At 34.9% G+C, this 23,987-nt stretch carries 20 protein-coding genes, 9 tRNA genes and 2 other annotated features; of the genes, 27 read left to right on the forward strand and 2 right to left on the reverse strand.

The genetic code is table 11. The features are described 5' to 3' along the window. Positions 1 to 26: 26 nt before the first annotated feature. The gene (locus LJ207_RS05820) at positions 27 to 788 is read right to left on the reverse strand and encodes a 4Fe-4S binding protein (RefSeq protein ID WP_229345049.1); all 762 of its coding nucleotides are present in this window, start codon (positions 786 to 788) and stop codon (positions 27 to 29) included. Positions 789 to 1,100: 312 nt separating this feature from the next. Here LJ207_RS05820 and LJ207_RS05825 point away from each other — a divergent pair, with 312 nt between their 5' ends. The 3 genes from LJ207_RS05825 to gloA all read left to right on the forward strand — a co-directional run bounded on the left by LJ207_RS05825 (position 1,101) and on the right by gloA (position 5,281). Continuing rightward, positions 1,101 to 2,027: a 1-phosphofructokinase family hexose kinase gene (locus tag LJ207_RS05825; protein ID WP_229345052.1), complete on the forward strand. Its 927-nt coding sequence runs from the start codon at positions 1,101 to 1,103 to the stop codon at positions 2,025 to 2,027. Between the two features lie 50 nt (positions 2,028 to 2,077). Next, a complete protein-coding gene (locus LJ207_RS05830; protein WP_229345055.1) occupies positions 2,078 to 4,777 on the forward strand; it encodes a cation-translocating P-type ATPase in 2,700 nt (899 codons plus the stop codon). Positions 4,778 to 4,897: 120 nt separating this feature from the next. Further along, complete coding sequence (gene gloA / locus LJ207_RS05835) at positions 4,898 to 5,281, forward strand: lactoylglutathione lyase (RefSeq protein WP_229345058.1); 384 nt, start codon at positions 4,898 to 4,900, stop codon at positions 5,279 to 5,281. 174 nt (positions 5,282 to 5,455) lie between these two features. On the opposite strand, the gene LJ207_RS05840 is transcribed toward gloA, so the two are convergent. Beyond that, a tRNA-Leu gene (locus tag LJ207_RS05840) sits at positions 5,456 to 5,543 on the reverse strand. 194 nt (positions 5,544 to 5,737) lie between these two features. Between LJ207_RS05840 and LJ207_RS05845 the strand changes: the two genes are divergently transcribed. The 24 genes from LJ207_RS05845 to LJ207_RS05960 all read left to right on the forward strand — a co-directional run bounded on the left by LJ207_RS05845 (position 5,738) and on the right by LJ207_RS05960 (position 23,968). After that, the gene (locus LJ207_RS05845) at positions 5,738 to 6,598 is read left to right on the forward strand and encodes an LCP family protein (RefSeq protein WP_229345060.1); all 861 of its coding nucleotides are present in this window, start codon (positions 5,738 to 5,740) and stop codon (positions 6,596 to 6,598) included. 164 nt (positions 6,599 to 6,762) lie between these two features. Next, positions 6,763 to 6,838 (forward strand) — tRNA-Val (locus tag LJ207_RS05850). Between the two features lie 11 nt (positions 6,839 to 6,849). Beyond that, a tRNA-Asp gene (locus tag LJ207_RS05855) sits at positions 6,850 to 6,926 on the forward strand. Positions 6,927 to 6,930: 4 nt separating this feature from the next. Next, positions 6,931 to 7,006: transfer RNA gene (locus LJ207_RS05860), tRNA-Phe, on the forward strand. A gap of 8 nt (positions 7,007 to 7,014) precedes the next feature. Then, positions 7,015 to 7,089: transfer RNA gene (locus LJ207_RS05865), tRNA-Gly, on the forward strand. Positions 7,090 to 7,105: 16 nt separating this feature from the next. Beyond that, positions 7,106 to 7,180: transfer RNA gene (locus LJ207_RS05870), tRNA-Cys, on the forward strand. Between the two features lie 648 nt (positions 7,181 to 7,828). Then, positions 7,829 to 9,367, forward strand: a complete 1,539-nt coding sequence (locus LJ207_RS05875) for an alkaline phosphatase (protein ID WP_229345062.1) — start codon at positions 7,829 to 7,831, stop codon at positions 9,365 to 9,367. 161 nt (positions 9,368 to 9,528) lie between these two features. Continuing rightward, positions 9,529 to 10,707, forward strand: coding sequence for a YibE/F family protein (locus LJ207_RS05880; RefSeq protein ID WP_229345065.1), 1,179 nt, complete (start codon positions 9,529 to 9,531; stop codon positions 10,705 to 10,707). 20 nt (positions 10,708 to 10,727) lie between these two features. After that, entirely contained in the window at positions 10,728 to 11,558 is an 831-nt protein-coding gene (locus LJ207_RS05885; protein ID WP_229345071.1) for a leucine-rich repeat domain-containing protein, read from the forward strand. A gap of 210 nt (positions 11,559 to 11,768) precedes the next feature. Next, positions 11,769 to 12,617: a sensor domain-containing diguanylate cyclase gene (locus LJ207_RS05890; protein WP_229345087.1), complete on the forward strand. Its 849-nt coding sequence runs from the start codon at positions 11,769 to 11,771 to the stop codon at positions 12,615 to 12,617. A 317-nt stretch (positions 12,618 to 12,934) separates the two neighbouring features. Continuing rightward, positions 12,935 to 13,023 (forward strand) — tRNA-Leu (locus LJ207_RS05895). A 10-nt stretch (positions 13,024 to 13,033) separates the two neighbouring features. Next, positions 13,034 to 13,110 (forward strand) — tRNA-Val (locus tag LJ207_RS05900). Positions 13,111 to 13,157: 47 nt separating this feature from the next. Beyond that, a tRNA-Leu gene (locus LJ207_RS05905) sits at positions 13,158 to 13,246 on the forward strand. A 109-nt stretch (positions 13,247 to 13,355) separates the two neighbouring features. Further along, positions 13,356 to 13,579, forward strand: a binding site (T-box leader). Positions 13,580 to 13,664: 85 nt separating this feature from the next. Next, positions 13,665 to 15,623 carry a threonine--tRNA ligase gene (gene thrS, locus LJ207_RS05910; RefSeq protein WP_229345089.1) on the forward strand — a complete coding sequence of 653 codons (1,959 nt, stop codon included), beginning with the start codon at positions 13,665 to 13,667 and terminating at the stop codon, positions 15,621 to 15,623. A gap of 26 nt (positions 15,624 to 15,649) precedes the next feature. Further along, positions 15,650 to 16,318 (forward strand): aspartate/glutamate racemase family protein, encoded by a 669-nt coding sequence (locus LJ207_RS05915; RefSeq protein ID WP_229345091.1) that lies wholly within the window; start codon positions 15,650 to 15,652, stop codon positions 16,316 to 16,318. Positions 16,319 to 16,334: 16 nt separating this feature from the next. Beyond that, positions 16,335 to 16,973, forward strand: a complete 639-nt coding sequence (locus LJ207_RS05920) for a nitroreductase family protein (RefSeq protein ID WP_229345094.1) — start codon at positions 16,335 to 16,337, stop codon at positions 16,971 to 16,973. 214 nt (positions 16,974 to 17,187) lie between these two features. Further along, positions 17,188 to 17,736: a translation initiation factor IF-3 gene (gene infC, locus LJ207_RS05925; RefSeq protein ID WP_255666776.1), complete on the forward strand. Its 549-nt coding sequence runs from the start codon at positions 17,188 to 17,190 to the stop codon at positions 17,734 to 17,736. A 45-nt stretch (positions 17,737 to 17,781) separates the two neighbouring features. Then, complete coding sequence (gene rpmI / locus LJ207_RS05930; protein ID WP_229345097.1) at positions 17,782 to 17,979, forward strand: 50S ribosomal protein L35; 198 nt, start codon at positions 17,782 to 17,784, stop codon at positions 17,977 to 17,979. A gap of 52 nt (positions 17,980 to 18,031) precedes the next feature. Then, on the forward strand, positions 18,032 to 18,391 hold the full coding sequence (gene rplT, locus LJ207_RS05935; RefSeq protein ID WP_229345100.1) for a 50S ribosomal protein L20: 360 nt from the start codon (positions 18,032 to 18,034) through the stop codon (positions 18,389 to 18,391). A gap of 3 nt (positions 18,392 to 18,394) precedes the next feature. Then, entirely contained in the window at positions 18,395 to 19,198 is an 804-nt protein-coding gene (locus tag LJ207_RS05940) for a TrmH family RNA methyltransferase (RefSeq protein ID WP_229345103.1), read from the forward strand. A gap of 60 nt (positions 19,199 to 19,258) precedes the next feature. Then, positions 19,259 to 19,484, forward strand: a binding site (T-box leader). A gap of 58 nt (positions 19,485 to 19,542) precedes the next feature. Beyond that, entirely contained in the window at positions 19,543 to 20,568 is a 1,026-nt protein-coding gene (gene pheS, locus LJ207_RS05945; RefSeq protein ID WP_229345104.1) for a phenylalanine--tRNA ligase subunit alpha, read from the forward strand. A gap of 55 nt (positions 20,569 to 20,623) precedes the next feature. Further along, on the forward strand, positions 20,624 to 23,053 hold the full coding sequence (gene pheT / locus LJ207_RS05950; RefSeq protein ID WP_229345106.1) for a phenylalanine--tRNA ligase subunit beta: 2,430 nt from the start codon (positions 20,624 to 20,626) through the stop codon (positions 23,051 to 23,053). Between the two features lie 72 nt (positions 23,054 to 23,125). Then, positions 23,126 to 23,476 (forward strand): cell division protein ZapA, encoded by a 351-nt coding sequence (locus LJ207_RS05955; RefSeq protein WP_229345108.1) that lies wholly within the window; start codon positions 23,126 to 23,128, stop codon positions 23,474 to 23,476. Next, positions 23,477 to 23,968, forward strand: a complete 492-nt coding sequence (locus LJ207_RS05960; RefSeq protein ID WP_229345110.1) for a CvpA family protein — start codon at positions 23,477 to 23,479, stop codon at positions 23,966 to 23,968. Positions 23,969 to 23,987: the final 19 nt, after the last annotated feature.

The following is a 23,987-nucleotide window of genomic DNA, read 5'->3' on the forward strand; positions in this document are numbered from 1 at the left end:
CTATTATACTTTATTAAAAGATATAATTATTGAGCTTTTTTTAGCTCTTCACTATCATCATCTATGCTTTTAATTTCAAGAATATCTATTGGACAGTTCTGAACACAGACATCACAGCGAATACATTCTTCACTTTCAAACTGATTATCTTCATTAAAATTTTTATATGGTTCTAACTGCATTGGACAGGTTTTAGCACAAAGTCCACATTCTTTACATAGTTCTTTTGACTCAATAGTAACTTTTTTATCAGTTTTAGGAGCTATATTTAAGAGTTTTCCTATTTTATAGCTAAATCTCTGCAGAGCACCCATCGGACAAAACTGACACCAGGTTCTAGGTGAGATAAAAATTGTAGCTAGCCCCCCTAAAATCGTTACCATTAGATAGCTTGCTACAAAAATCATTCCCAACTGATCTAAAAAACTTTGTTGACCAAAATTACTCCAGGCCTGAACAAACTTTCTTCCTACCTGAAAAGAAAAGAAAAAGAAAAATCCATATTCTACATACTTTGATTTAAAAAAATCAGGAATTTTTTTGTTTTTGCTTAAAGGCATTAATAAAGAATCAAATAAGCTGCCATGAGGACAGATATTTCCACACCAATATCTTCCCTTGAAAAATGCAGTTATTGTTAAGCCTGCCATTATCGGCAGCACAAAAAGCCCCAATTTTGGCAACCAGAGACCTCCAATTGCAACAGTTAAAGTAAAAATCCAAGAATATTTTCTTAATAAAGTAAATGCTCTGTTTGTTTCGATATAATACTTTGAATCTGCAGGCATTTTATTCCTCCTTAAATTGTTATATCTCATTATTACGATATAATATTGATAAATCATTGTCAAGTAATATTTAACCTAAAGTTTTATTTCTTGAAGTAGATTTTTAAGAGCAATCGGATCTAAAATATAATAACTTGTCTATTTCTGACTTAAAGGCCCTACTTATACAGATATTATTCTAGGAATAGCTCTTAAATAAAGTGAAAATCTTTGATTGACCTTTAAATACAGGATAATTTGATTAATTGATGAAATATAGAATAAGCATCTTAATTTTTTTTAATAATATCAACTATTCACGGAGGGCTGATAATGGAAAAAATTCTTACATTTACCTTAAATCCGACTATTGACAAGAGTGCAAAAGTTGATAATGTAAGGGCAGAAACTAAACTTTATTGTGACACAGTAAGATATGAACCCGGAGGTGGAGGAATAAATGTATCTAGGGCAGTAAAAAAATTAGGTGGAAGTTCTCAACTTGTTTACACTTCAGGTGGTTTTACAGGCAGAAAACTGGATAAACTTTTGGCAAGAGAAGAACTTAATCTAAAATCCATAGAGATTGAAGATTCAATACGTGAGAATTTCATAATATTTGAGAGAGCATCTCAACAGCAATATAGATTTGGGATGCCTGGTCCAAAGATAAGTGATAGTGAATACCAAAAGATATTTGATACGTTTAAGAATATAGAAAATTTCCCTGAGTATTTTGTAATAAGTGGAAGTATTCCTAATGGAACAAATGATAAAATTTATGCAGAGCTTGCTGGACTTGCTAAAAAAAGAGGAGCAAAGGTTATAGTAGATGTTTCTGGCTCTCCTTTAAAAGAAGTAATGAATGAGGGAGTCTTTTTAATTAAACCTAATATAGGAGAGTTCCAGCAGTTAGTTGGAAAAGAACTCCAAGATGATGAGGAAATAAAAAAATATGCTCTTAAACTGGTAAATGGTTCCTGCTGTGAGGTGATCGTTATTTCTATTGGAGCGGGGGGTGCCCTGCTTGTTTATCAAGATAAGGCTCAGTTTATGCGTCCACCTACTGTACCTATCAAGAGCAAGGTGGGTGCGGGAGATAGTATGGTTGCCGGGATGGTTTTAAGCCTTTCTCAGGGGAATTCAATGGAAAATGCTTTTGTCTATGGTATAGCTGCAGGCTCTGCTGCTGTGATGACACCAGGTACAGAGTTGTGCCGCAAAAAAGATACAGATAGATTATATAAGAGTATGAGTTAAGAAGTTTTAATCAAAAAAATTAGATATTGAAAATAGTGAGGGGGATATAATTGAAAATTAATAAAAACAAATTAGATAATTATGATTGGTACAAAACAAGTATTGAAAACACCTTAAAAATGTTTAATACTTCAAAAGATGGACTATCAAAAAAAGAAACAGTTGAAAGGCTGGATAATTACGGAAAGAATAAACTACCTTCTCCAGCTCAAAAACATCCAGTATTGAAGTTTTTAAGTCATTATAATAATGTATTAATTTATGTATTGTTTGCTGCTGCTATTGTAACTGCATTGCTGGGTCACTGGATTGATACTATAATAATTTTAGCCGTAGTTGTTATAAATGGTTTAATTAGTTTTATTCAGGAAGGAAAAGCAGAAAAAGCCCTTGATGCTGTTAAAAATATGCTTTCAACTACAGCAAGGATAAAAAGAGAAGGGGAGATCAGAGAAATATCCGCTGAAAATGTTGTTATTGGTGATATTATATATTTAAAATCAGGTGATAAAGTACCAGCAGATTTGAGATTGATTGAAAGCAAAAATCTATCCATAAATGAAGCATCTTTAACGGGTGAGTCAGTACCTGCTTCAAAAAATAATGAAATTTTTAAGCAAGAACTGTCACTTGGGGATAGAAAAAACATGGCTTATTCCAGCACTATTGTAACTTCAGGTGAAGGAATCGGAATTGTTGTTGCAACAGGAAAAGATACAGAAATCGGTCGGATAAACCAAATGATCTCAAGTGTAGAAAAATTAAAAACTCCTTTGATTCAACAGGTAGATAGATTTGGTAAACAACTAACATTGTTCATCTTGTCTTTAGGTTTTTTAGTATTATTAATCGGTAGATTATTAAGGGGCACCCCCTTTGATGAACTATTCCTATCAGTGGTAGGAATAGCAGTTGCTGCAATACCGGAAGGTTTACCTGCTGTTATCACAATAACACTGGCTATTGGGGTACAGAGAATGGCTGCTAGAAATGCTATTATAAGAAAGCTGCCTGCAGTTGAAACCTTAGGTTCTGTTTCTATTATTTGTTCAGATAAAACTGGCACTTTAACAGAAGGTCAAATGACCGTAAAAACAGTTGTTACAGCAGATAAAGAATATACTATAAGTGGTAATGGATATGATCCATCCGGTAAATTAATAAACAAGGAAAAAGAAGTGGAGCTTTCAAAAGAATCAGTACTCAAAGAATTATTAAAAAATGCATCTTTAAATAATGATGCCAGGCTAGTTCAAAAAGAAAACAAGTGGATTATAGAGGGCAGTCCTACTGAAGGTGCTCTAAAGACTCTAGTTGAAAAAAGCAGCTATGATAATAAGACACTTGAAAAAAAATATCCAAGATTGGATTCAATTCCTTTTAACTCAGACAACAAATTTATGGCTACTTTAAATCAGGGAGATGATGATAAAAATATAATCTATCTAAAAGGTGCACCTGAAGTAGTAATGGGAATGTGTAGTAAAGAATTAACTGAAGATGGTTTTAAAAAACTCAATAAAGATTACTGGGAAGAAAAACAGGGTACAATGGCTAGCAATGGATACCGTCTTCTTGCTTTAGCTTATAAAAAAAATGATAAAAATACAAATGAGCTATCCTTAGATCATATTCAATCAGAGATGATATTTTTGGGGATTATAGGTGTTATGGATCCACCTCGTCAGGAAGCTATAGAGGCAGTGAAGGAGTGCCAGGAAGCCAATATAAAAGTTAAGATGATAACAGGTGATCATGCTACAACAGCTTCTGCAATTGCTGCTCAACTCGGCATCGAAAGTCCGTCTGAGGTAATAACCGGAAATGAAATTAATAATTTAGATGATATTGAATTAAAAGAAGTTATAGAAAGAACTTATGTTTTTGCAAGAGTAAGCCCAGAACACAAGTTAAGATTAGTTACAGCTATGCAGGAGTTGGGGTATATAACGGCTATGACAGGGGACGGAGTTAATGATGCTCCTGCTCTCAAGAAATCAGATATAGGTGTTGCAATGGGCATTAATGGAACAGAAGCTACTAAAGAAGCTGCAGAAATGGTATTGGCTGATGATAACTTTGCCTCTATTATAAATGCTGTAGAAGAAGGTAGAACAGTATATGATAATTTAAAAAAGGCGCTTTTATTTATGCTGCCAACAAATGGAGGAGAAGCACTTGTCATCATGGCAGCAGTATTATTTGGCTTTAGTCTGCCAATTACTCCAGTCCAGATATTGTGGATAAATATGATAACTGCTGTTACTCTGGCTTTAACACTTGCTTTTGAACCAATGGAAGAAGATGCTATGAAAAGGCCGCCTAGAGATACTGGTGAATCATTAACACCTTTTTCACTTCTTTTGAGAATAGGTTTTGTCTCAGTAATTTTAACTGCTACAACTTTAGGTATATATACCTGGGCGATTTCCAATAATTTATCACTTCCTTTAGCAAGAAGCCTTGCAGTAAACATGCTGGTTTATGGAGAAATATTCTATCTATTTAATAGCCGTTATATGACTAAGAGTTCTTTAAACTTAAAAGGTTTTAAAGCAACACCCTGGGTCTGGAAAGCTGTAGGAGCAGTTATTGGACTTCAATTTATCTTTGTATATTTTCCTCCAATCCAGACTATCTTCGATGTTGCTCCTTTAAAATTATCACACTGGTTAATAATAATAGGAATTAACTTTTTACTATTCTTGGTGGTGGAATTAGAAAAATATATCAGTAGAAATTTTTATTAGATTTTTGATAAATTAACGAACTTTGAGGAAAAAATAAAATCTGTTTTCTTTGCAATTTAATTGCTATATCTTTATAATTAAAATTAAGATTTAAAATTCTAAAAGGAGCAGTGATAGTATATGCAAAACTATGATTTTGTTCACTCATGCATTCGAGTAATGGATTTAGAAAAGTCAATTGAATTTTACAAAGAAGCTTTAAATTTAAAAGAGAGTTCTCGCAAAGATTTTCCAGAGAACAAGTTTACTCTTGTTTATTTAACAGATCAGAATGAGAGTTTTGAACTGGAGTTAACTTATAATTATGATCGAGAAGAACCTTATACAATCGGTAATGGTTACAGCCACATAGCAGTAGTTGTTGATGATCTGGAAAAATCATATCAGCGCCACAAAGATGCTGGTTATCAGGTTGGAGAGTTAAAGAGTCTAAGTGAGAATTCATCTGGCTATTATTTCATAACAGATCCGGATGGATATAGAACAGAGATTATTGCCAGATGATTAAATTACTAATTATTTAGAAGTCACCGCTTTCAAATAATCTATTTTAATCAGAAAGAATGTTTAAATGGAGCTTTCTTAAAAATTTTTTAAAAAATAGAAATCAAAAAACCCCCAAGAAACCTGCACTACCAGGGTAAACTTGGGGGTAAATTATTTTGTTTATATAAAAAATGGTGCCGAAGGTGGGATTCGAACCCACACAAGCAAAATGCTCACAGCGCCCTCAACGCTGCGCGTCTGCCAGTTCCGCCACTTCGGCACATCACAATAATAAATTATACCATAAATTATTGTATTGTCAATAGTAATCGAGGATTTTTCTTAGATTAATTTGTCTAAATATATCGAAAGAAATAATAAAAATCAAGATACTTGAATATGCAGGAATTAAGCGGAGAATCACGAATATATATTATTGAGAGAGTAGATTACTTAATGGGGAGGTCAATTACATTGTCAGAAAATAATGCAGAAAATAATCAGCAAGATAATCAAGCAGGAAATAACAAATACAAATGGTTGGGAATAGCTTTAATAGCTTTACTTATTTTATTTATAGCTTATACAGGTTATTATCTTGAAAGAGGAATGGAACCTGTAGATGATGATTTAATAATTGGTGGAGATGAAATTGAAGAAGATCCGGGCTTTCTTGATAGAATTTTAGGATTAATGAATCTAGGGGAAAGCACTTTTGACAAAGAATTGGATATACTCTTTGTTGGTTTAGACGATACTGCAGATAAGGATCTTGATGAGGTTGAAGCTAACTCGATTATGATAGTTCAAATTCGTCCTGAGCAGGAATTAATTATTGTTGAGACTGTAGATGAGTCTATGGAATATCAAGACACAGCCTTGAGAGATTTCGATTTTAGAGAACTTAATACAATAGTTGCTGAAGCTAAGGCAAGGGAATTTGATCATTATCTATATTTAAACTTTCCAGGCTTTGAAAAGGTAATTGATGAGCTAGGTGGAGTACAAATAACTTTAGAAGATCAGCTGAGAGTTCCAGACCTTGGTTTAAATTTAAGGGCTGGTAATAATCTTTTATCTGGTAAAGAGGCTTTAAATTATGTTCGCTGGAAAGATTTAAATAATGATACCCGTCTCCAGCGCCAAAGACAGGTTATTAATGCAGTCTTAGAAAGAATTAGAGGTAATAATTTTCTCTTTAATGTAAGAGATCTATATAATACGGTTGTAAATACATATAATTCTGTAGAAACCGATATTAGCCCTGTTTTAGCAACAGAAATATTGAATTATTTAAGAGAAAATAGAGATATTGAATTAGAGTTTATAGACTAGAAGAAAAAAATGTCTGCAGTAGATTAGCTGAGTATATAGGAGTATATTATTCTTAAAAGCTTTTAAATGCGTCTAATAAACTATTAAAGTTTTTGACTTGAGACTGCTTTTTATATATACTAGTTATTGCTGACGCAGTAATTGTGTTTTAACACACTGCAGATGGGCGAATAGCTCAGTTGGGAGAGCACCTGCCTTACAAGCAGGGGGTCACAGGTTCGAGCCCTGTTTCGCCCACCATTTTATTTTACGGAGGTGTAGCGTAGCGGTTTAACGCGCCGGCCTGTCAAGCCGGAGATCGCGGGTTCAAATCCCGTCTCCTCCGCCATTTTGGTGAGATAGCTCAGTTGGTAGAGCAGTGGATTGAAAATCCACGTGTCGACAGTTCGATTCTGTCTCTCACCACCATTTTTTGGGCGGGAGTAGCTCAGTGGTAGAGCATCACGTTGCCAACGTGAGGGTCGCGAGTTCAAATCTCGTTTCCCGCTCCATTATATTTGCAGCCAGGGCGGCATAGCCAAGTGGTAAGGCAGAGGACTGCAAATCCTTTATTCCTCGGTTCAAATCCGAGTGCCGCCTCCAATATATAATAACTAAGATAACAGCCTTCAGGGCTGTTTTTTTGTGTTTGTAGAGGAATATTTATTGATATAAATAGCGGCTAAATTCTAATCTTAAAGCTCTTGGAATTGTCCAGAAAAGGCTTAAAATCATAAGTTGTCTTTTCCAAAAATTACTTTATATTAATTCTTGATTTTCCTTGAAAAGAATAAGAAGTTTTGTTATACTACAATTGAATTAAAATACATAATTTAAAATATTATATCTATTTTTGCTGTTAAAATTAATGAGTCTTTTTTGACAGTAGAGATGATAAAATTAAGCACTATTTGATTTATAGAATAATTAATAATTATTTGCTCTTGAAATTTAGAGAGAATAGATAATTAATTTTTGTATATATTGATTAGTGTTTTTTTAATATTTATTAAATTCAAAATATTCGCTACTTATTAAAGTTTAGCTAATAATTTTGACGATTGGTAGTAGTTAAGCTAATAAATTCTTTACTTTGTTTTTGAATTATTGGGGGAAGAACAGAGTTAATATAGAATTCAAAATTTTGAAGGGGGGATATAAGAGGAAAATAATATTTTAAAAGCTAGGATTTTTAAGTATCCAAAGGAGAATTAAAAATTAGAACTTTATTAAACAGGGGGTAAATAATAAATGTCTATGAAAAAAAGCTTGAAATTAGGTTTAGCGGCTTTAGTAGTTGTTGTAGCAGCCTTAGTTTTCATGCCAGTTCAAACTGAGGCACAAGATGTAGACCATGTATTCTTTTTCATAGGTGATGGTTTAGGAAATGCTCAGGCGACTTTAACTGAATATTATTTGCAGGATAAATATGATGATCCAGGTTATGAACTGAATATGCATAGATTAGACGAGATGGCAGTTACTACTACCTATGGTGCAGATAAAGTAGTTCCTGGTTCTGCTCAAACTGCAACTGCTTTGGCTTCTGGACATAATACAAATTTTGGCTATGTAGGTGTAACTACTGATCATGAACCTGTAACTACTATTATGGATAGAGCCCGAGAAAATGACTGGGGTACTGGTTTAGTTACTACTACAAGAGTTACCCATGCTACACCAGCAGCTTTTGCTTCTCATGTTCCTGATAGAGGTATGGAAAATGAAATCATCGAACACTATTTAGAAAAAGAAGTTGATGTAATAGCTGGTGGTGGATATAGACATTTATATCCAGCAGATCATCCAGCTTCAACTAGAAACGATGACAGAAACTTCTTTGAAGAGTTTGCAGAAGCCGGTTATAATGTTTTTGAGGCACCTCAAGTAGATGAATTTAGGGATTTTGAACCTGAAGGTAGAGAGAAAATATTAGCTGGATTTCATCCAACTCATATGAGTTATGAAATTGATAGAGATCCGGCAGAAGAGCCTAGTCTGGCTGAAATGACAGAAGTAAGTCTTAATACTTTAGAAGAATATGGCCAATTTATGATGATGATTGAGGGTGGACGTATTGACCATGCTGCCCATAACAATGATCCCGGTGGAATGATTTATGATACAATTGCTTTTGATGAGGCAATTGGAGTAGCATTAGACTTTTATGAAGAAAATCCTGATAACACCTTGATTATAGTAGCAGGAGATCACGAAACAGGAGGTTTAGGTTTAAATAGTTGTGAAGGTATGGAATATGGCTATTATCTAGATTTTGAGCCGATAATTGCTCAAGATGCTTCTATTGAAGAAGGAATCGAATTTGAAAACGCAGAACAATGGTATCAAGATATAGCTGATAAATTTGGTTTGGATGAGTTATCTTCAAGTGAGCAAGCTTGGATGGAACATGGTGTAGCAATTGAAGAAGAATATGGACATGAAGCAGATATTGCTCGTCCTGGTAGAATAGGAGGAGTGTATGATGGTGGTCAAGATTATGATGTTCCTTATGATGAAGAAGCAGTGGATCAAGAGTTAGCTGCTCATTGGCCACAGGCTCCTTGGATTTCTCCAGCACAGTCTACATTAGCTCATATTGTTTCTAGAAGAGCTAAGATTGGTTGGAATACTTCTTCTCACACTGGTTCTGCTATTCAATTAACTGCTCATGGAGCAGGAGCCAGCCACTATGAAGGTAGGCTGGATAATACTGATGTAGCTAGAATTACAGCTGCAATACTTGATTTTGAATTAGATCCAGAAGTAGGAGCAGCTGAACTTGACTAAGTGAAAAGAAAAAACTTTTCTCTAAAAATATAAAAAAGATAACTAAAGTTCAAGCTTAAAATTTAAAGTTGGCAGGTAGACTATTTTTGGGCTGCCTGTCAACTTTATTTCTATAATATTTTAATTAATATTTATATATATTTGAATATTGGAGTGATATCATGGATAAAAAGGTGCTTCTAAATAAAGAAAGAATTATATCAGTAATTATTGGCTTAATAATGATTGGTATCTTAGCTGGTTTTTATTTCTACAGGCCAGGTGATGAGGAATTTAGTAGAGAAGCTAGAGGGGTGGTTTTAGAAACTGATGATAGAGATGTTCAGGGAAGCGGAATCACAAGGTTTGGAAATCAATTTGTCGAGGTTGAATTAAAAGATGGTAAATTTGAAGGCCAAGAAGTTAGGGCTACTAATCAGTTAGTAGGTAGTTTAGCCTGGGATTATAGTTTCAGTGTAGGGGAAGAAATTATAGTGGGTATTTTTGAAAACGAAGAAGGTGAATTAGCTGGAGCAGTTGCTCTAGATGTTTATCGACAAAATTGGACTTTTATATTAGTTGCTTGCTTTATATTATTGTTACTATTATATGCAGGTTACACTGGCTTAAGAGCTTTGCTTTCTTTTGCAGGGAGTTTATATGTAATTTGGAATATATTAATCCCTGGTTTGTTAGATGGTTTAAACCCATTGATTTTTTCTGGGTTGGTCTTAGTGATTTTATCTGCTTTGATAATTTTTTTAATTGCAGGCTTTACCAAAAAAGGTATTTCTGCTTTTGTGGGGACAATCAGTAGTTTGTTTATTACGATTGGAATAGCAGTCTTTTTTGGTAGTCGTTTAGCTTTAGATGGTCTGTCTGTTCCCTATGTAGGAGAAGTATTATTTGCTGGCTATATGCATTTAAATATCAGAGATATATTTTTTGCTACTGTAGTAATAGGTGCTTCTGGAGCGGCAATGGATATAGCAATGGATATGGCTGCTACAATCAAAGAAATTAAGTTAAGAAAACCAGACATTAGCTTTACAGAATTAGCAAAATCAGGTTTTAATGTAGGAAGCGCAGTAATTGGAACAATGACTACTACTTTATTATTAGCATATATTGGTAGTTACATGACTTTGTTTATGGCCTTTATGACTAGAGAAGCTAGCTTTGTAAGAGTGATGAATTTAAGGTTGATCGTATCAGAGATATTAAGAACATTAACTGGAAGCATAGGTATAGTTTTAGTTGCACCAATTACTACTGTTTTTGCTGCCTGGATTTACACTATCGAAATAGATTTTTCTGTATCAAGTATTAAAAATTACTTTTTTAATAAAAAAGATGGTTAAACTCAAAAAGAGGTGAGAAAATGAATAGAAAATTATTTTTTTTGATAGCTTGTTTATCGATTGTATTATTAGTTTCGGGATGTGGAATTATTGGAGGAGAAGAAGCAGAATTTGAAGATTCCAACTTAGAAGAAGCAATTAGAGAAGAGATCGACAAAGAAAGAGGTACAATTTATCAAGCTGAAGTTGAAGAAATAAATGAACTCTACGCTTCAGGAAAAGGAATAAGATCATTAGAAGGAATAGCTAATCTTAAAGAATTAGAAAAGCTAAACTTAAATCAAAATCAGATAGAAGATTTATCACCTCTACTTGATTTGCCAGAGCTAAAAGACTTAAGTTTACAAGAAAATGACTTGACAGAGATAAGTGTAGTTGCTGAATTAAAGAATTTAGAAGCCTTATCTTTAGCAAATAATAGAATTGAAGATATCACTCCTTTGCAGGAATTAAGTAATTTAAAGTCTTTAAATTTAAGCACTAATCAGTTAACTGAAATTGATGAAATTGCCGAGCTAAAAGATTTGCAAAAATTAATTTTAGATAGAAATGAAATAGAGGATATTTCTCCTTTAGTTGAATTAGATAATTTAAAAGAGTTGTTTTTTGTTCATAATCAGGTGGAAGATATTTCACCTTTAGCAGAAATTACTAGTTTAGAAACTTTATCTTTCGGCTATAATAATGTTGATGACATTTCACCTTTAGTTGAAAATGAGGGATTAGGCCAAGGTGATTTTATTAATTTTGAAGAAAATAATCTTGATTATCAAGAGGACTCAGAAGATATGGAAAATATTAATCTTTTACTGGAGCGGAACATCCAATTATTATATAGAAGGATGTATTAAATAAAAATTAGTAAATATTTAAAAATGTTACCCCCAAGCAACCTTTATTTATAGGGTAAACTTGGGGGTTATATTATATAAATTCAATTTAAATCCTGCTCGAATAAAGTTGAGATTAAATTTTTTTAAAATATAAAAAGGAAAATATTAATTAATCTCGAAATTATGAATTGACAACTTTTTTCGGTTTTTGGAGAAAGGAGAATTTTTATGCAGGATTTTAAGGTTTTACTGGAGCAGCTTCCAGTTGGAGTTGTTTTAATCGATAAAGATGAAAAGATATTATATTCAAACAAAGAAGCCAGCAATATCTTAGGTTATGACAATAGTGAAATCGACTATTTAGAGCAATGGTTTGAAGAGGTTTTTGAGGATAAAGAATCAATAAAGTTAGTTAAAAGTAATTATAAAAATGCAGTCGAAAACAATGTAAAAAAACTTTCTTATGAGATCGAAACTAAAGATGGCAAAGTTAAATTTATTGAATTTAAACATAAAAAATTAGAAGAACAAAAGATCTTAATAAGTTTTTCTGATATCAGTCAAAGGATAAAGGATAAAAAGAGAATTGAATATCTTTCTTATCATGATGAATTAACAGGATTATATAACAGAAGGTACTTAAATTCTCAGATTAATAGATTAAATCAGTCGCGGAGATATCCAATCAGTGTTATTTCGGCTGATCTTGATGGTTTAAAATATGTCAATGATAATCTCGGCCATAAAATTGGAGATAAATATATTAAATTGGCAGCAGAGGTTTTTAATAATTGTTTAAGAAAAGAAGACATTTTAGCCAGAGATGGAGGAGATGAATTTATTTTGCTGCTGCCAGATACCAATGAAGAAAATGCAGAGAAAATTTGTAATAGAATAAAAAAAGAAGTAATAAAAACAAATCTCAATTATGAACTGGAAAAAGAATTAAGTATAACCCTTGGTCATGCAACTGCTTCAAATAATTCAGATGAGATAGATAAAACAATAGTTGAAGCAGATTTAAATATGTTAGAAAACAAGGGCTATAAAAAATATGATTTGATGAATGCAAGATAAAAGGGGTGTTTTGATGATCAATCCTTTTACAATTTTACTATTTTTATTAATTATATATTATTTTATCAAAGATTCTTAATTGCTAATTTTAACTTGAAATTAAAAAATTAATTAATAAGTGAGGTTTTTTTTGCTAAAAAAATGAGCAGCTAATTTAATTGAAAGATCAAGAGAGCAGTTTTTCAAATCAGCCTAAACTATTAGCCTGGATTAAGAAAAAATTTTGCTCTTTTTTCTTGACAATATTAGAAGCCGTTGATATAATACAAAATGTCGCAAGATAAAAATAAGCTTAAAAATACTTATTAAAGATTTGTGCCGGGGTGGCGGAATTGGCAGACGCATCGGACTTAAAATCCGGTGGGAATTTATTCCCGTGTCGGTTCGAGCCCGACCCCCGGCACCACCATTTTTAAGTTGGTATAGCTCAGTTGGTTAGAGCGCTACGTTGACATCGTAGAGGCCAGTGGTTCGAATCCACTTACCAACACCATTTAATTATTTTTTTGCTTTTTGATAACTGTAAATAAGATATCATTTGCCGGGGTGGCGGAATTGGCAGACGCATCGGACTTAAAATCCGGTGGGAATTTATTCCCGTGTCGGTTCGAGCCCGACCCCCGGCACCACTTTTTCCACTGGCTGTCTCTGCAGAGATAAGCTGAGGTGGAATTTTTTGCTTTACTTGACTTTTTATTTAAGAAGTCTTATAATTATTAATAATAAAATTAATAACTAATAAATGCAGAGATTGGGAAGAGTATTTCTGGAGGAAGTTAAAAGAGAATTGTGTCAGAGGCTGAAAGCACATGACATTTCTTTAGATTGAAAACCACCCATGAGCAGGCAGAAGGAAAATAGTATTTCTGTCCGGCTGTAAACCGTTATTTTATTAAGTGAATGTTTATCTTTATTATAGATCAACATTAACTAGAGTGGAACCGCGATCCGTCGTCTCTATTATTGAGATGAGGGATTTTTTGTATTTTAAAGACTTATAATAACTAATAATAAATCGTTTTTAGATAATAAAAGGAGGAGAAATAAATGTCAGAGGTTAAAATTACATTACCAGATGGTTCAGAAAAAAATTATGATTCCGGGGTTACAGTAGAAGAAATCGCTTATTCTATTGGTAGTGGTCTGGGTAGAGATGCAATTGCAGGGGTGGTTGACGGCAAAAAAGTTGATGTATACTATGAGATCGAAGCTGATGCAGAACTTTCCATAATCACAATCGACAGTGAAGAAGCTTTGGAGGTTATCAGACATACTGCCTCACATGTTATGGCTCAGGCTGTAAAAAGACTTTATGATAATGTACAGGTTGCAATTGGTCCCGATATTGAAGATGGCTTTTATTATGATTTTGATTTAGAAGAAAGTTTTAATCAGGATTCATTAGAAAAAATTGAGGCCGAGATGCAAAAGATTATCGATGAAGATTTAGAAGTGAGAAGAAAAGAATTGCCTAGAGAAGAAGCAATAGACTTAATGGAAGCCCGAAATGAAACTTATAAGATTGAATTAATCAATGAATTGGATGGTGAAATGATCAGCCTCTATTTCCAGGGTGATTTTGTTGATCTCTGTAGAGGGCCTCATCTTCCTTCAACAGGCTATGTTAAAGCCTTTAAATTATTAAATACTGCTGGAGCGTACTGGCGTGGTGATGAAAACAATGCTATGCTGCAGAGAATTTATGGTACTGCCTTTGCTTCTCAAAAAGAACTGGATAATTATCTAGAACGCAGAGAAGAAGCCAAAAAAAGAGACCATAATAAATTAGGTAGAGAATTAGATCTCTTTATGACCGTAGATGAGATCGGTCAGGGCTTACCCCTTTTAAAACCCAAGGGTGCTAAGGTTGTACAGATATTACAGCGTTTTGTGGAAGATGAAGAAGAAAAAAGAGGTTATCAAATCACCAAAACTCCCTTTATGGCAAAAAGTGATCTCTATGAAATTTCCGGTCACTGGGAACATTATAAAGATGGGATGTTTATCTTAGGTGATGAAGAAAAAGATGAGAGTTTAATGGCCTTAAGGCCGATGACCTGTCCATTTCAGTTCCAGATCTTTAATTCTAAGTTGAGAAGTTATCGTGATCTACCGATTAGATATTCAGAAACTTCAAGTCTTTTTAGAAACGAAGCTTCTGGGGAGATGCACGGTCTGATTAGACTGCGTCAGTTTACAATTTCTGAGGGTCATTTGATTGTAACTCCAGACCAGCTGGAAGAGGAGTTTAGAGGTGTAATTGACCTCATAAACTACATGATGGAATCAATAGGGATTGAAGATGATATCTGGTACAGGTTCTCCAAATGGGATCCAGAAAAGAAAGATAAATATATTGATAATCCAGAAGCCTGGCAGGATTCTCAGGCCAAGATGAAAAGCATTCTGGACAACCTTGATTTAGATTATGAAGAAGCAGATGGAGAAGCTGCCTTTTATGGACCTAAATTAGATATTCAGTTTAAAAATGTGCATGGTAAAGAAGATACAATTATTACAGTTCAAATAGACTTTGCTTTACCGGAAAGATTTGATATGACATATATTGATGAAAATAATGAAAAACAGCATCCAATCATAATTCACAGAACTTCAATCGGCTGTTATGAAAGAACCCTAGCGATGCTGATCGAAAAATATGCAGGTGCTTTTCCAACCTGGTTGGCCCCTGTGCAGACAAAAATTATTCCGGTTTCTGATGATCAGCTTGATTATGCTTATCAGATCAAAGAAGAGCTTGAAGCAGAAGAGATTAGGGTAGAGGTTGATGCTCGAACAGAAAAAGTAGCTTACAAGATTAGAGAAGCCCAGGTTGAACAGGTCCCATATATGCTGATCGTGGGTAGTCGGGAAGAAGAAAGCGGCAGTGTTTCTGTCCGGGAACGAAGAGAAGGAGACCTTGGCACAAGTCCTCTGGCAGAATTTAAAGCAAGAATTCTAGCTGAAATAGAAAATAAAGTGATTAACAAAGAAGATGCAATTTAAAGCAATAGGAGAATGGATGTGTTAAAATGGCTATCAAATATGGAATTACTGCAGGAACCCCCTTCGATACCAAATTGGGAGAAATCTTTTTTAAGCAAAAGGGACTAGAAGTTCTTTCGGCTCATATATCAGAAAATGCTGAAGAACAGAATCGACTGCAGTATATTTCACCTAAAAAATTAGAGAAAAAAACAATAAAGACGATCAAAAACTTAAAAAAAGATGGGGCAGATCTGATCATTATTTACTGCAATTCTTTAAGTGCTGTGCTTGAGGTGGAGAAGATTAGTCAGCTGGCAGATATCCCTATTTTAACCCCATTAGATATCTATAAAAGTCTTAATTTAACTTCCTTAGATAAGCTGGCCCTTTTGGCTGCCAATTCTCAAAGTGCGGCAAAAATAGAGAATATTATTGCAGAAAAAAATCCTCATTTAGAATTTGTTAGTGCAGGTGTAATGCCCATAATAAAGGCGATTGAAGCTCAAAAAGAGCCAGCAGCAATTTTGGCTGAGGATGGGCTTAAAGAGCTTTTAATAGCTTTTGATAGTATGGGAGCTGAAGCGGTTCTTTTGGGCTGTACTCATCTGCCCTATCTTAAAGCGGAGATCGCAAAATACTTTGAAATTATCATTGACCCTGCTGATAAAATAAAAGTTATGGCTGAAATGACTTTAGCAACAAAAAGAACTTAAATGGGAGGAATTATTTATGGAAAAAGATATTTTTGAACTGCGGAGCAGTGTAAGGAAATTTAGTGATGAGCCTGTACCTGACAGTGATATCGAAAAAATGCTTCAGGCAGCAGTTTTGGCTCCTTCGGGAAAAAATATGCAGAACTGGCACTTTGTAATAGTAAAAAACAAAGCAAAGATTGAGGAGCTTGCTGATATAATAGCTAAAAAGAATAAAGACTTGAGAGATGCTGTGGATGATGGTGAATTAAAGGAAAATTTTAAGAGATACTTAAAATATGGAACCTTTTTTAAAGATGCACCTGTCTTAGTTCTCTTTTTTCATGCTCCTTATCCAGTAACCGGAAGAAATATTATGGAAGCAGCAGCTTCACCAAAAGAAGAAATTGAAGCACTGCTCAAGGCTGATCCGGGAATACAAAATATTGCAGCTGCTGCAGAAAATTTTATGTTAAAAGCGGCTGAACTTGGTTATGGTACCTGCTGGATGACAAGCCAGAATTATGCAGCTTTAGAGATCAAAGCTAGTTTAGAGGCTGATTTTGATAAAAATATTTTTGACCTGGCTTTAATAACTCCTCTTGGTGTTCCGGCCTCTGAGGTCAGTTCCCCAACCAGAAAAGCTCTGGCTGAAGTAACAAGTTGGATTAAATAAACTTAGGCTGAACTTCTTGACAGGTGTTTTTAGCTGTGATATACTCATTAAGGAAAAGAAAGTAGAGACACCTGTTTCTCACCAGCAGAGCTGGTTAATATCAGTAATTAAAGTACAGCAGGATTATATCTATTTTGCTGTCTGGATATACTTTTAGGTATATCTATGTTCTACTGATTGTGTATTTAACGGGTGGTTTCTACCATCCGTTTTTTTGTTTTCTATATCACTCAGGAGGTGCATAAATATCGTTAATGATTTAAGAGTCAATGATCGTATTAGAGCAAAAAAGGTTAGGCTAATCGATCCCGAGGGTAATCAAATTGGTATCAAGTCACTGGATGAAGCATTAGACAGTGCTGCAGAACAGGGTTTGGACTTAGTTGAGGTTGCTCCCCAGGCTAATCCACCTGTTTGCAGAATAATGGATTACGGAAAGTATAAATACGAACAGGCCAAAAAGGAAAAAGAAGCTAAGAAAAATCAGAATGTCATGAATGTCAAAGAAGTTCAGATGGGTGTTAAAATAGAGGACCATGACTTTAATGTGAAATTAAAGCAGGCCCGCAGATTTTTAAATAACAAAGATAAAGTAAAGGTTAGAATTCGTTTCAGAGGTAGAGAAATGATGCATAAAGAATTAGGCTATAATCTGATGGATCGTCTGATTGAAGAAACAGATGATATCGGTAAGGTAGAAAGTAAGCCTAAAATGGAAGGTAGAAATATGATGATGTTTCTAACTCCAGATCTTGATGATTAAATTAAAGTGCAATTAATCCTTTAATTTAGAGAAGGAGGGAAATTCATGCCAAAAATTAAAACTCATAAAGGTATAGCTAAAAGAGTTAAGACTACTGCTAGTGGTAAAATTAAACGTCATAAAGGATTCCACAGTCATATTTTAACTAAAAAATCTGGCAAAAGAAAAAGAAAGCTGCGTAAAGCAACTTTGCTTGATAAAACTTATCAAAAAAGATATAAAAAGTTACTACCATATAAGTAAGAAAAACTATAACTTAAATAAGAATTGTTAAATTGGAAGGAGTGTCACAAAGATGCCACGTGTAAAAAGAGGAAATAAAGCGCGTAAGCGCAGAAAAAAAGTATTAAAGATGGCTAAGGGATATTTTGGCTCCCGCAGCAAATTATATCGTCCTGCTAATCAGGCAGTAATGAAATCTCTTCATTATGCTTATGTAGATAGGAAGAAGAAAAAGCGTAATTTTAGAAGACTCTGGATCACCAGAATCAATGCTGCAGCAAGACAGGAAGGCCTATCTTACAGTCGTTTTATCAATGGTTTAAGACAGGCTGAAGTTGAGATAGATCGTAAAATGTTAGCTGATCTGGCGGTTAATGACTCAGATGCATTCTCTGATCTGGTTGGTTTAGCAAAAGAACAGCTGGGAAATTAAGCAATGCATGATCTTATCAGCAGTTCTCAAAATGATAAAATAAAATATCTAAATAAGCTGTATCGAAGTAGAACCAGACGTCAAGAAGGTGTCTTTGTTCTGGAAGGAAAAAGGCTTATTGAGGCTGCATCAGCAGGAGGAGCAGATTTTGAACGGGTCTTTCTCTCTCCTGCTTTTTTTAAAGCTGAGAAAAATAAAAATCTTATTGCTGAGCTGAAAAATAAGCTGAGCCTGGATTTGGTCTCAGAAGAATTATTAAAAGAGACTGCAGCCACTGTTAATCCCCAGGGAATTATTGCTATTGTTAAAGAACCTCAATACAGCAGTAGAGATTTTTTTCAAAAGGCAGATAAGATTCTGCTCTTAGATAGGATTCAGGATCCCGGAAATATGGGAACCATGATTAGAACCGCAGCTGCAGCTGGATTTGAGGCGATAATTTCTTTAAAAGGCTCGGTAGACATCTATAATCAGAAGGTTATCAGAGCAAGTATGGGTGGTATTTTTGCCATCCCAATCTGGCAGAAATTAGCTAAAAATGATTTTACAGAAGCTTTAAAAGCTGATGGAGCTGCTTATGAGCTGCTGGCAGCTGATATTAAGGCAGAGAAATATCATTTTGAGCATCAATACCAAAAGAAGGTAATTTTGATGATCGGTAATGAAGCAAATGGTCTGGCTGATGATCTGCTAAATAGAGCAGATGTCAAAGTGAAAATACCACTTAAAGGAGAAATGGAATCTTTAAATGCTGCTATCGCTGCAGCAGTAATTTCTTTCGAGATTTTGGCTCAGGAGTTAAAATAGCTCTTGATTCTTGTTAACTTAAATCACTTATGGTATAATCAAAGTTGAAAATTATAATATTTAAAGGCTGAGAAGGAGAGAGTAGCTTGGACTTTCTATTCCAGGAAATAACCGTTTTAACTGAGAGCGGTTTAATAGCAGGTTAAGTGAAGTTCACTCTGGAGCTGAAAACTGAATTGATTAGGTTTTTCCGGAAGTTATTAAAACTTTCGTTAACAAAACAAAGTGATTCCACTTATTTTAAGTGGAGTAAACAGGGTGGTAACACGGTCATCTCGTCCCTTTAGGGCGGGATTTTTTTGTTTATAAATTTTTCTTTCTAATATATTTTGGAGGTGTTAAATTTGGATTTACTTAAAGAGCTTAAAAAAATAGAAAAAGAAGCAGAAAAAGAATTAAAAGAGCTTTCCAGTCTTGATCAGTTAGAAGAGTTAAGGATTAAATACTTAGGTAAAAAAGGAGCAATCCAGTCCATATTTAGTCAGATGGGTAAAATTGCTGCCGATAAAAGGCCGGTAGTTGGTAAAGAAGCAAATCAGCTTAAAGCCAAAATTGAAAACTGGCTTAATGAAGAAAAAGAAATTCTGGAAGCAGAAGCAGCAGAAGCAAGATTTAAAGCAGAAAAAATAGATGTTAGCTTACCTGGAGCAGAAGTAAAAGCAGGTAGACAGCATCCACTTTCTTTAATTACTAAAGAATTAGAAGATGTTTTTATCGGTTTGGGTTATACAATTGCAGAAGGACCTGAAGTAGAAAGTGAATACTATAATTTTGAAGCCTTAAATATTCCCGAGCATCATCCTGCTCGTGATCTGCAGGACACCCTATATATTGATGATCATTATCTGCTGAGAACCCATACTTCTCCTGTACAGATAAGAACTATGGAAGCTCAAGAACCACCGGTTCGGATTATTGCCCCAGGTCGGGTTTATCGTTCTGATGAGCTTGATGCATCTCATTCACCGATTTTTCATCAGGCAGAAGGTCTGGTGATTGATAAGGGTATTTCCTTTAGTGATCTTAAAGGTACCATTGAATTGATAATCGAGGCCCTATTTGGTGAAGATAGAGATGTTAGATTTAGACCCAGCTATTTCCCTTTTACAGAACCCAGTGCAGAGGTTGATGTTTCCTGTATTGTCTGTGGTGGAGAGGGATGTCAGCTCTGTTCTAGAACAGGTTGGCTTGAGATTATGGGAGCTGGTATGGTTCATCCAAATGTACTTGAAATCTCAGGTTATGACAGCAATTATTACAGTGGTTATGCTTTTGGAGTCGGTTTGGATAGACTTGCCTTATTAAAATATGGAATTGACGATATAAGGGTTCTTTATGAAAATGACAAGAGATTTTTACATCAATTTTAAGTATGAATAAAGTTGAAATCAAAGCTAGCTAATGCTTTAAATAGAAAAGGAAAGGATGATAAATTTGCAGATTTCATATAACTGGCTAAAAAGATACATAGATATTGATTTTAGTCCTGAAGATCTTTCAGAAAAGCTGACCATGGCCGGGCTTGAAGTTGAAGCCTTAGAATATCTTGCTCAGGGTTTAGATGATATCATAATCGCTCAAATTAGCGAAATCAAAGAACATCCCAATGCAGATAAACTGCAGATCTGTTATGTTAAAACTGAAGCTGGAGGGGAAGAAATTCCGGTTGTAACAGGTGCTCCAAATGTAGCAAAAGGATTAAAGGTGCCCTTTGCCGGAGTCGGCAGAACATTACCTGGAGGGATGAAAATTGAAGAGGTAGAACTGAGGGGAGAACTCTCTCAGGGGATGATCTGCTCCAAAGATGAACTTGGCTTACAGGAAGAGCGAGCAGCTGGTATTATGGTCCTTGATTCTGATGCTCCACTTGGTTTTAGTTTTAAAAAATACATGAAACTTGATGACTATATATACAAATTAGATTTAACACCAAACTATGCCCGCTGTCTGGGAATGCTTGGTGTGGCAAGGGAGATCAAATCACTATATGCTCCAGAGAAAAAGTTGATTAAACCTCCGATCAGTTTTACAGAAGATCAAAGTGAAGCTCATATTTCTGAGCAGGTAGAAATAGATATTGAAGCTCCAGAACTTTGTCCCCGCTATACTGCTCGTTTGGTCAAAGATGTAGAGATCAAAGAATCACCAGAGTGGATACAAAGAAGGCTCAAAGCAGCTGGGATCAGACCGATCAATAATGTGGTTGATATTACCAACTTTGTTTTAATGGAATATAATCAACCCTTACACTCTTTTGACTATAATAAAATTAATGATGGTAAAATAATTGTCCGCAGAGCTGAAAAGGGAGAAAAGATTACCACCCTTGATGAAGAACAAAGGCTCTTGGATGATGAGATGCTGGTTATTGCAGATCCAAAAGAGGCAATTGCTGTGGCCGGGGTGATGGGTGGTTTTGAAAGTGAAGTAACAAGTCAAACTACTGATGTGCTGATCGAGTCAGCCTATTTTAATCCTGTAAGTGTACGCAAAACAGCAAAAAAATTGGCTATGCATTCTGATGCTTCCCATCGTTTTGAACGTGGGGTTGATATCGAAAAGGCTGTTGAAGCCAATAATAGGGCCTGTCAGCTTTTAGAAAAATGTGCAGGTGGTAGGGTTGTTCCGGGAGTAATCGATGAATATCCCCGCCAATATGAAGCAGCTGTAATTGAACTTGACTGTGAACGGGTCAATGAACTTTTAGGGGTAGACCTGCAGGAAAGTAAAATCATCGAGATCTTAAAAAGACTGCAGTTTAGTGTAGAAAAAAAAGAGGCTGAGCTTTTAGTAACTGTACCTTCATTTAGAACTGATGTCAGCCGTGGAGCCGATCTGGTAGAAGAGATTGCCAGGGTTTATGGCTATAATGAAATAGAATCAAGCCGACCTGTTTCCAAACAGCGTGGGCAAAGAACAGCTAAACAAAACTTTGAAAAAAGGGTCAAAGAACTGCTTAATTCAGGTGGTCTTGATGAGGTCATAACCTACAGTCTGCAGGCTAAAAAAAGCTATCAGGATTTAAATTTAACTGAGGTGGAAGGATTTAATCAATTTGTTGAAATCAAAAATCCTTTAAGTGCAGCTTTTGGCATTTTAAGAACAACCCTGCTTCCCGGTTTAATCGATGTGCTGGCCTCTAATGCCAGGCGTCAGGGAGCTGAGATGGCTGTTTTTGAAACAGGTACAGTCTTTAGAAATGTGGGAGCTAATAAAAGACCTATAGAATTAAACAAGCTGGGGGGAGGACTCTTTGGAGCAGAAAATAATCTCTGGCAGCAGGATGCTCCTAATTTTTATCAGCTTAAAGGTGTTTTAGAGATGCTTTTTGAACATCTGCAGCTTAGTGATTTTCACTTAGAATTTGCTGAAGCTAGACCCTATCTTCATCCCGGTAGAAAGGCTGAGCTGATCATCGAAGGTCAAAAATTAGGTTTTATCGGTGAAATTCATCCTCAATTGGCAGAAAAAAATGACCTTCCTCAAGGAGCTGCGATCTTTGAAATGGACTTAGATAAACTCTTTGCCTTAAGCAAAGCTAAGAGCTATCATTATCAGCAGATCACCAAATATCCTGTACTTGATCGTGATTTAGCTGTAGTAATCAAAGAAGAGATTGCAGTTGGAGAAATTCTTCAGGCTATTAAAAATGCAGCTGGAGAAATGCTTAAAGAAATTAAGCTCTTTGACATCTATCAGGGAGACCAGATTAAAAGCGGCTATAAAAGTGCAGCCTTTGAACTTAAGTTCCAGGCAGAAGATAGAACCCTCCGTGATGAAGAGGTAAATGAGCGTTTCAATAAAATAGTAGACCATCTTTCAGAGCAATATTCGGCAGAAATTAGAGGAAATTAATATTTGAGGCAGGAATTTAGCTTTTTGTAATGAATATAATACAGTAGACTACTAAAGCTGGAGATGTTGCTAATGAGAGCAGATAATGAGCAAAACAAAAACAAATTCAAATTAAATATTCTCGGAGATAGTTTTACGGTCACTGGAGATTTTGATGAAGAATATATTAATAAACTTGCCAATTATGTAGAAAAAATTGGTGAGGAGATCAGAAATGCTTATCCTAAACTTCCTTTTAGAAGGTTAAGTCATTTGACCATGATTAATCTGGCTGATGAATATTTTAAACTAAGGACTCAGTGTGTGGAATTGAGTAGAGAAAAAGAAAGACTCAAAGAGGCAAATCAAAGTCTGCATCAGGAGTTAAAAAAACTGAGGCAGGAGAACGAGGAGTTAAATTCTCTGCTCGAGGAGGTAGAATAATTGGATATCATTAATTTCTTCGACATCATTATCCTTGTTTTGATGCTGTTTTTTGCCTATAATGGTTTTAGGCGGGGCTTTATAGATCAAACAAGTACCATTTTGGGTTTAATTGCCGCCTTATTTGTGGCAGTTAGACAGTATGACTATTTTCGTCTTTTACTGGAACCCTATTTAGACCTTTCTACTTCTCTATTGCAGTTTATTAGTTTTGCAGTAGTATTTATAGTAGTTAATATTGCTATCCATGTTGTTGGAATCACTATCAAAAGGATTATTGATGCAATATTTTTAAAGCCTGTTGATAGGGCGGCCGGTTTTGTTCTGGGCCTTATAAAGGCAGGAATTATTATCTATCTGCTGGTGATAATTCTGGCAGAAATTCCTTATCAGAATTTAAATGATGTGGTGGAACAGTCTTTTTTGGGGAGCAGACTTTTAGAGGCTTCTCCCTATATACAGTCACAAATAGAAGAACTTTTTCGGCCATGATAATTTCATGGCCTTTAAT

The organism is Halanaerobium polyolivorans, assembly GCF_020711195.1.
In the GTDB taxonomy this organism is placed as follows: domain Bacteria; phylum Bacillota; class Halanaerobiia; order Halanaerobiales; family Halanaerobiaceae; genus Halanaerobium; species Halanaerobium polyolivorans.

Coding starts and splice junctions, on each gene's coding strand:
- pheT (WP_229345106.1), top strand. CDS start 20,624: ATGATAAATTTGCAGATTTCATATAACTGGCTAAAAAGATACATAGAT.
- rpmI (WP_229345097.1), top strand. CDS start 17,782: ATGCCAAAAATTAAAACTCATAAAGGTATAGCTAAAAGAGTTAAGACT.
- gloA (WP_229345058.1), top strand. CDS start 4,898: ATGCAAAACTATGATTTTGTTCACTCATGCATTCGAGTAATGGATTTA.
- LJ207_RS05955 (WP_229345108.1), top strand. CDS start 23,126: ATGAGAGCAGATAATGAGCAAAACAAAAACAAATTCAAATTAAATATT.
- LJ207_RS05890 (WP_229345087.1), top strand. CDS start 11,769: ATGCAGGATTTTAAGGTTTTACTGGAGCAGCTTCCAGTTGGAGTTGTT.
- rplT (WP_229345100.1), top strand. CDS start 18,032: ATGCCACGTGTAAAAAGAGGAAATAAAGCGCGTAAGCGCAGAAAAAAA.
- LJ207_RS05885 (WP_229345071.1), top strand. CDS start 10,728: ATGAATAGAAAATTATTTTTTTTGATAGCTTGTTTATCGATTGTATTA.
- LJ207_RS05940 (WP_229345103.1), top strand. CDS start 18,395: ATGCATGATCTTATCAGCAGTTCTCAAAATGATAAAATAAAATATCTA.
- LJ207_RS05915 (WP_229345091.1), top strand. CDS start 15,650: ATGGCTATCAAATATGGAATTACTGCAGGAACCCCCTTCGATACCAAA.
- LJ207_RS05880 (WP_229345065.1), top strand. CDS start 9,529: ATGGATAAAAAGGTGCTTCTAAATAAAGAAAGAATTATATCAGTAATT.
- LJ207_RS05920 (WP_229345094.1), top strand. CDS start 16,335: ATGGAAAAAGATATTTTTGAACTGCGGAGCAGTGTAAGGAAATTTAGT.
- LJ207_RS05875 (WP_229345062.1), top strand. CDS start 7,829: ATGTCTATGAAAAAAAGCTTGAAATTAGGTTTAGCGGCTTTAGTAGTT.
- LJ207_RS05820 (WP_229345049.1), bottom strand. CDS start 788: ATGCCTGCAGATTCAAAGTATTATATCGAAACAAACAGAGCATTTACT.
- thrS (WP_229345089.1), top strand. CDS start 13,665: ATGTCAGAGGTTAAAATTACATTACCAGATGGTTCAGAAAAAAATTAT.
- LJ207_RS05825 (WP_229345052.1), top strand. CDS start 1,101: ATGGAAAAAATTCTTACATTTACCTTAAATCCGACTATTGACAAGAGT.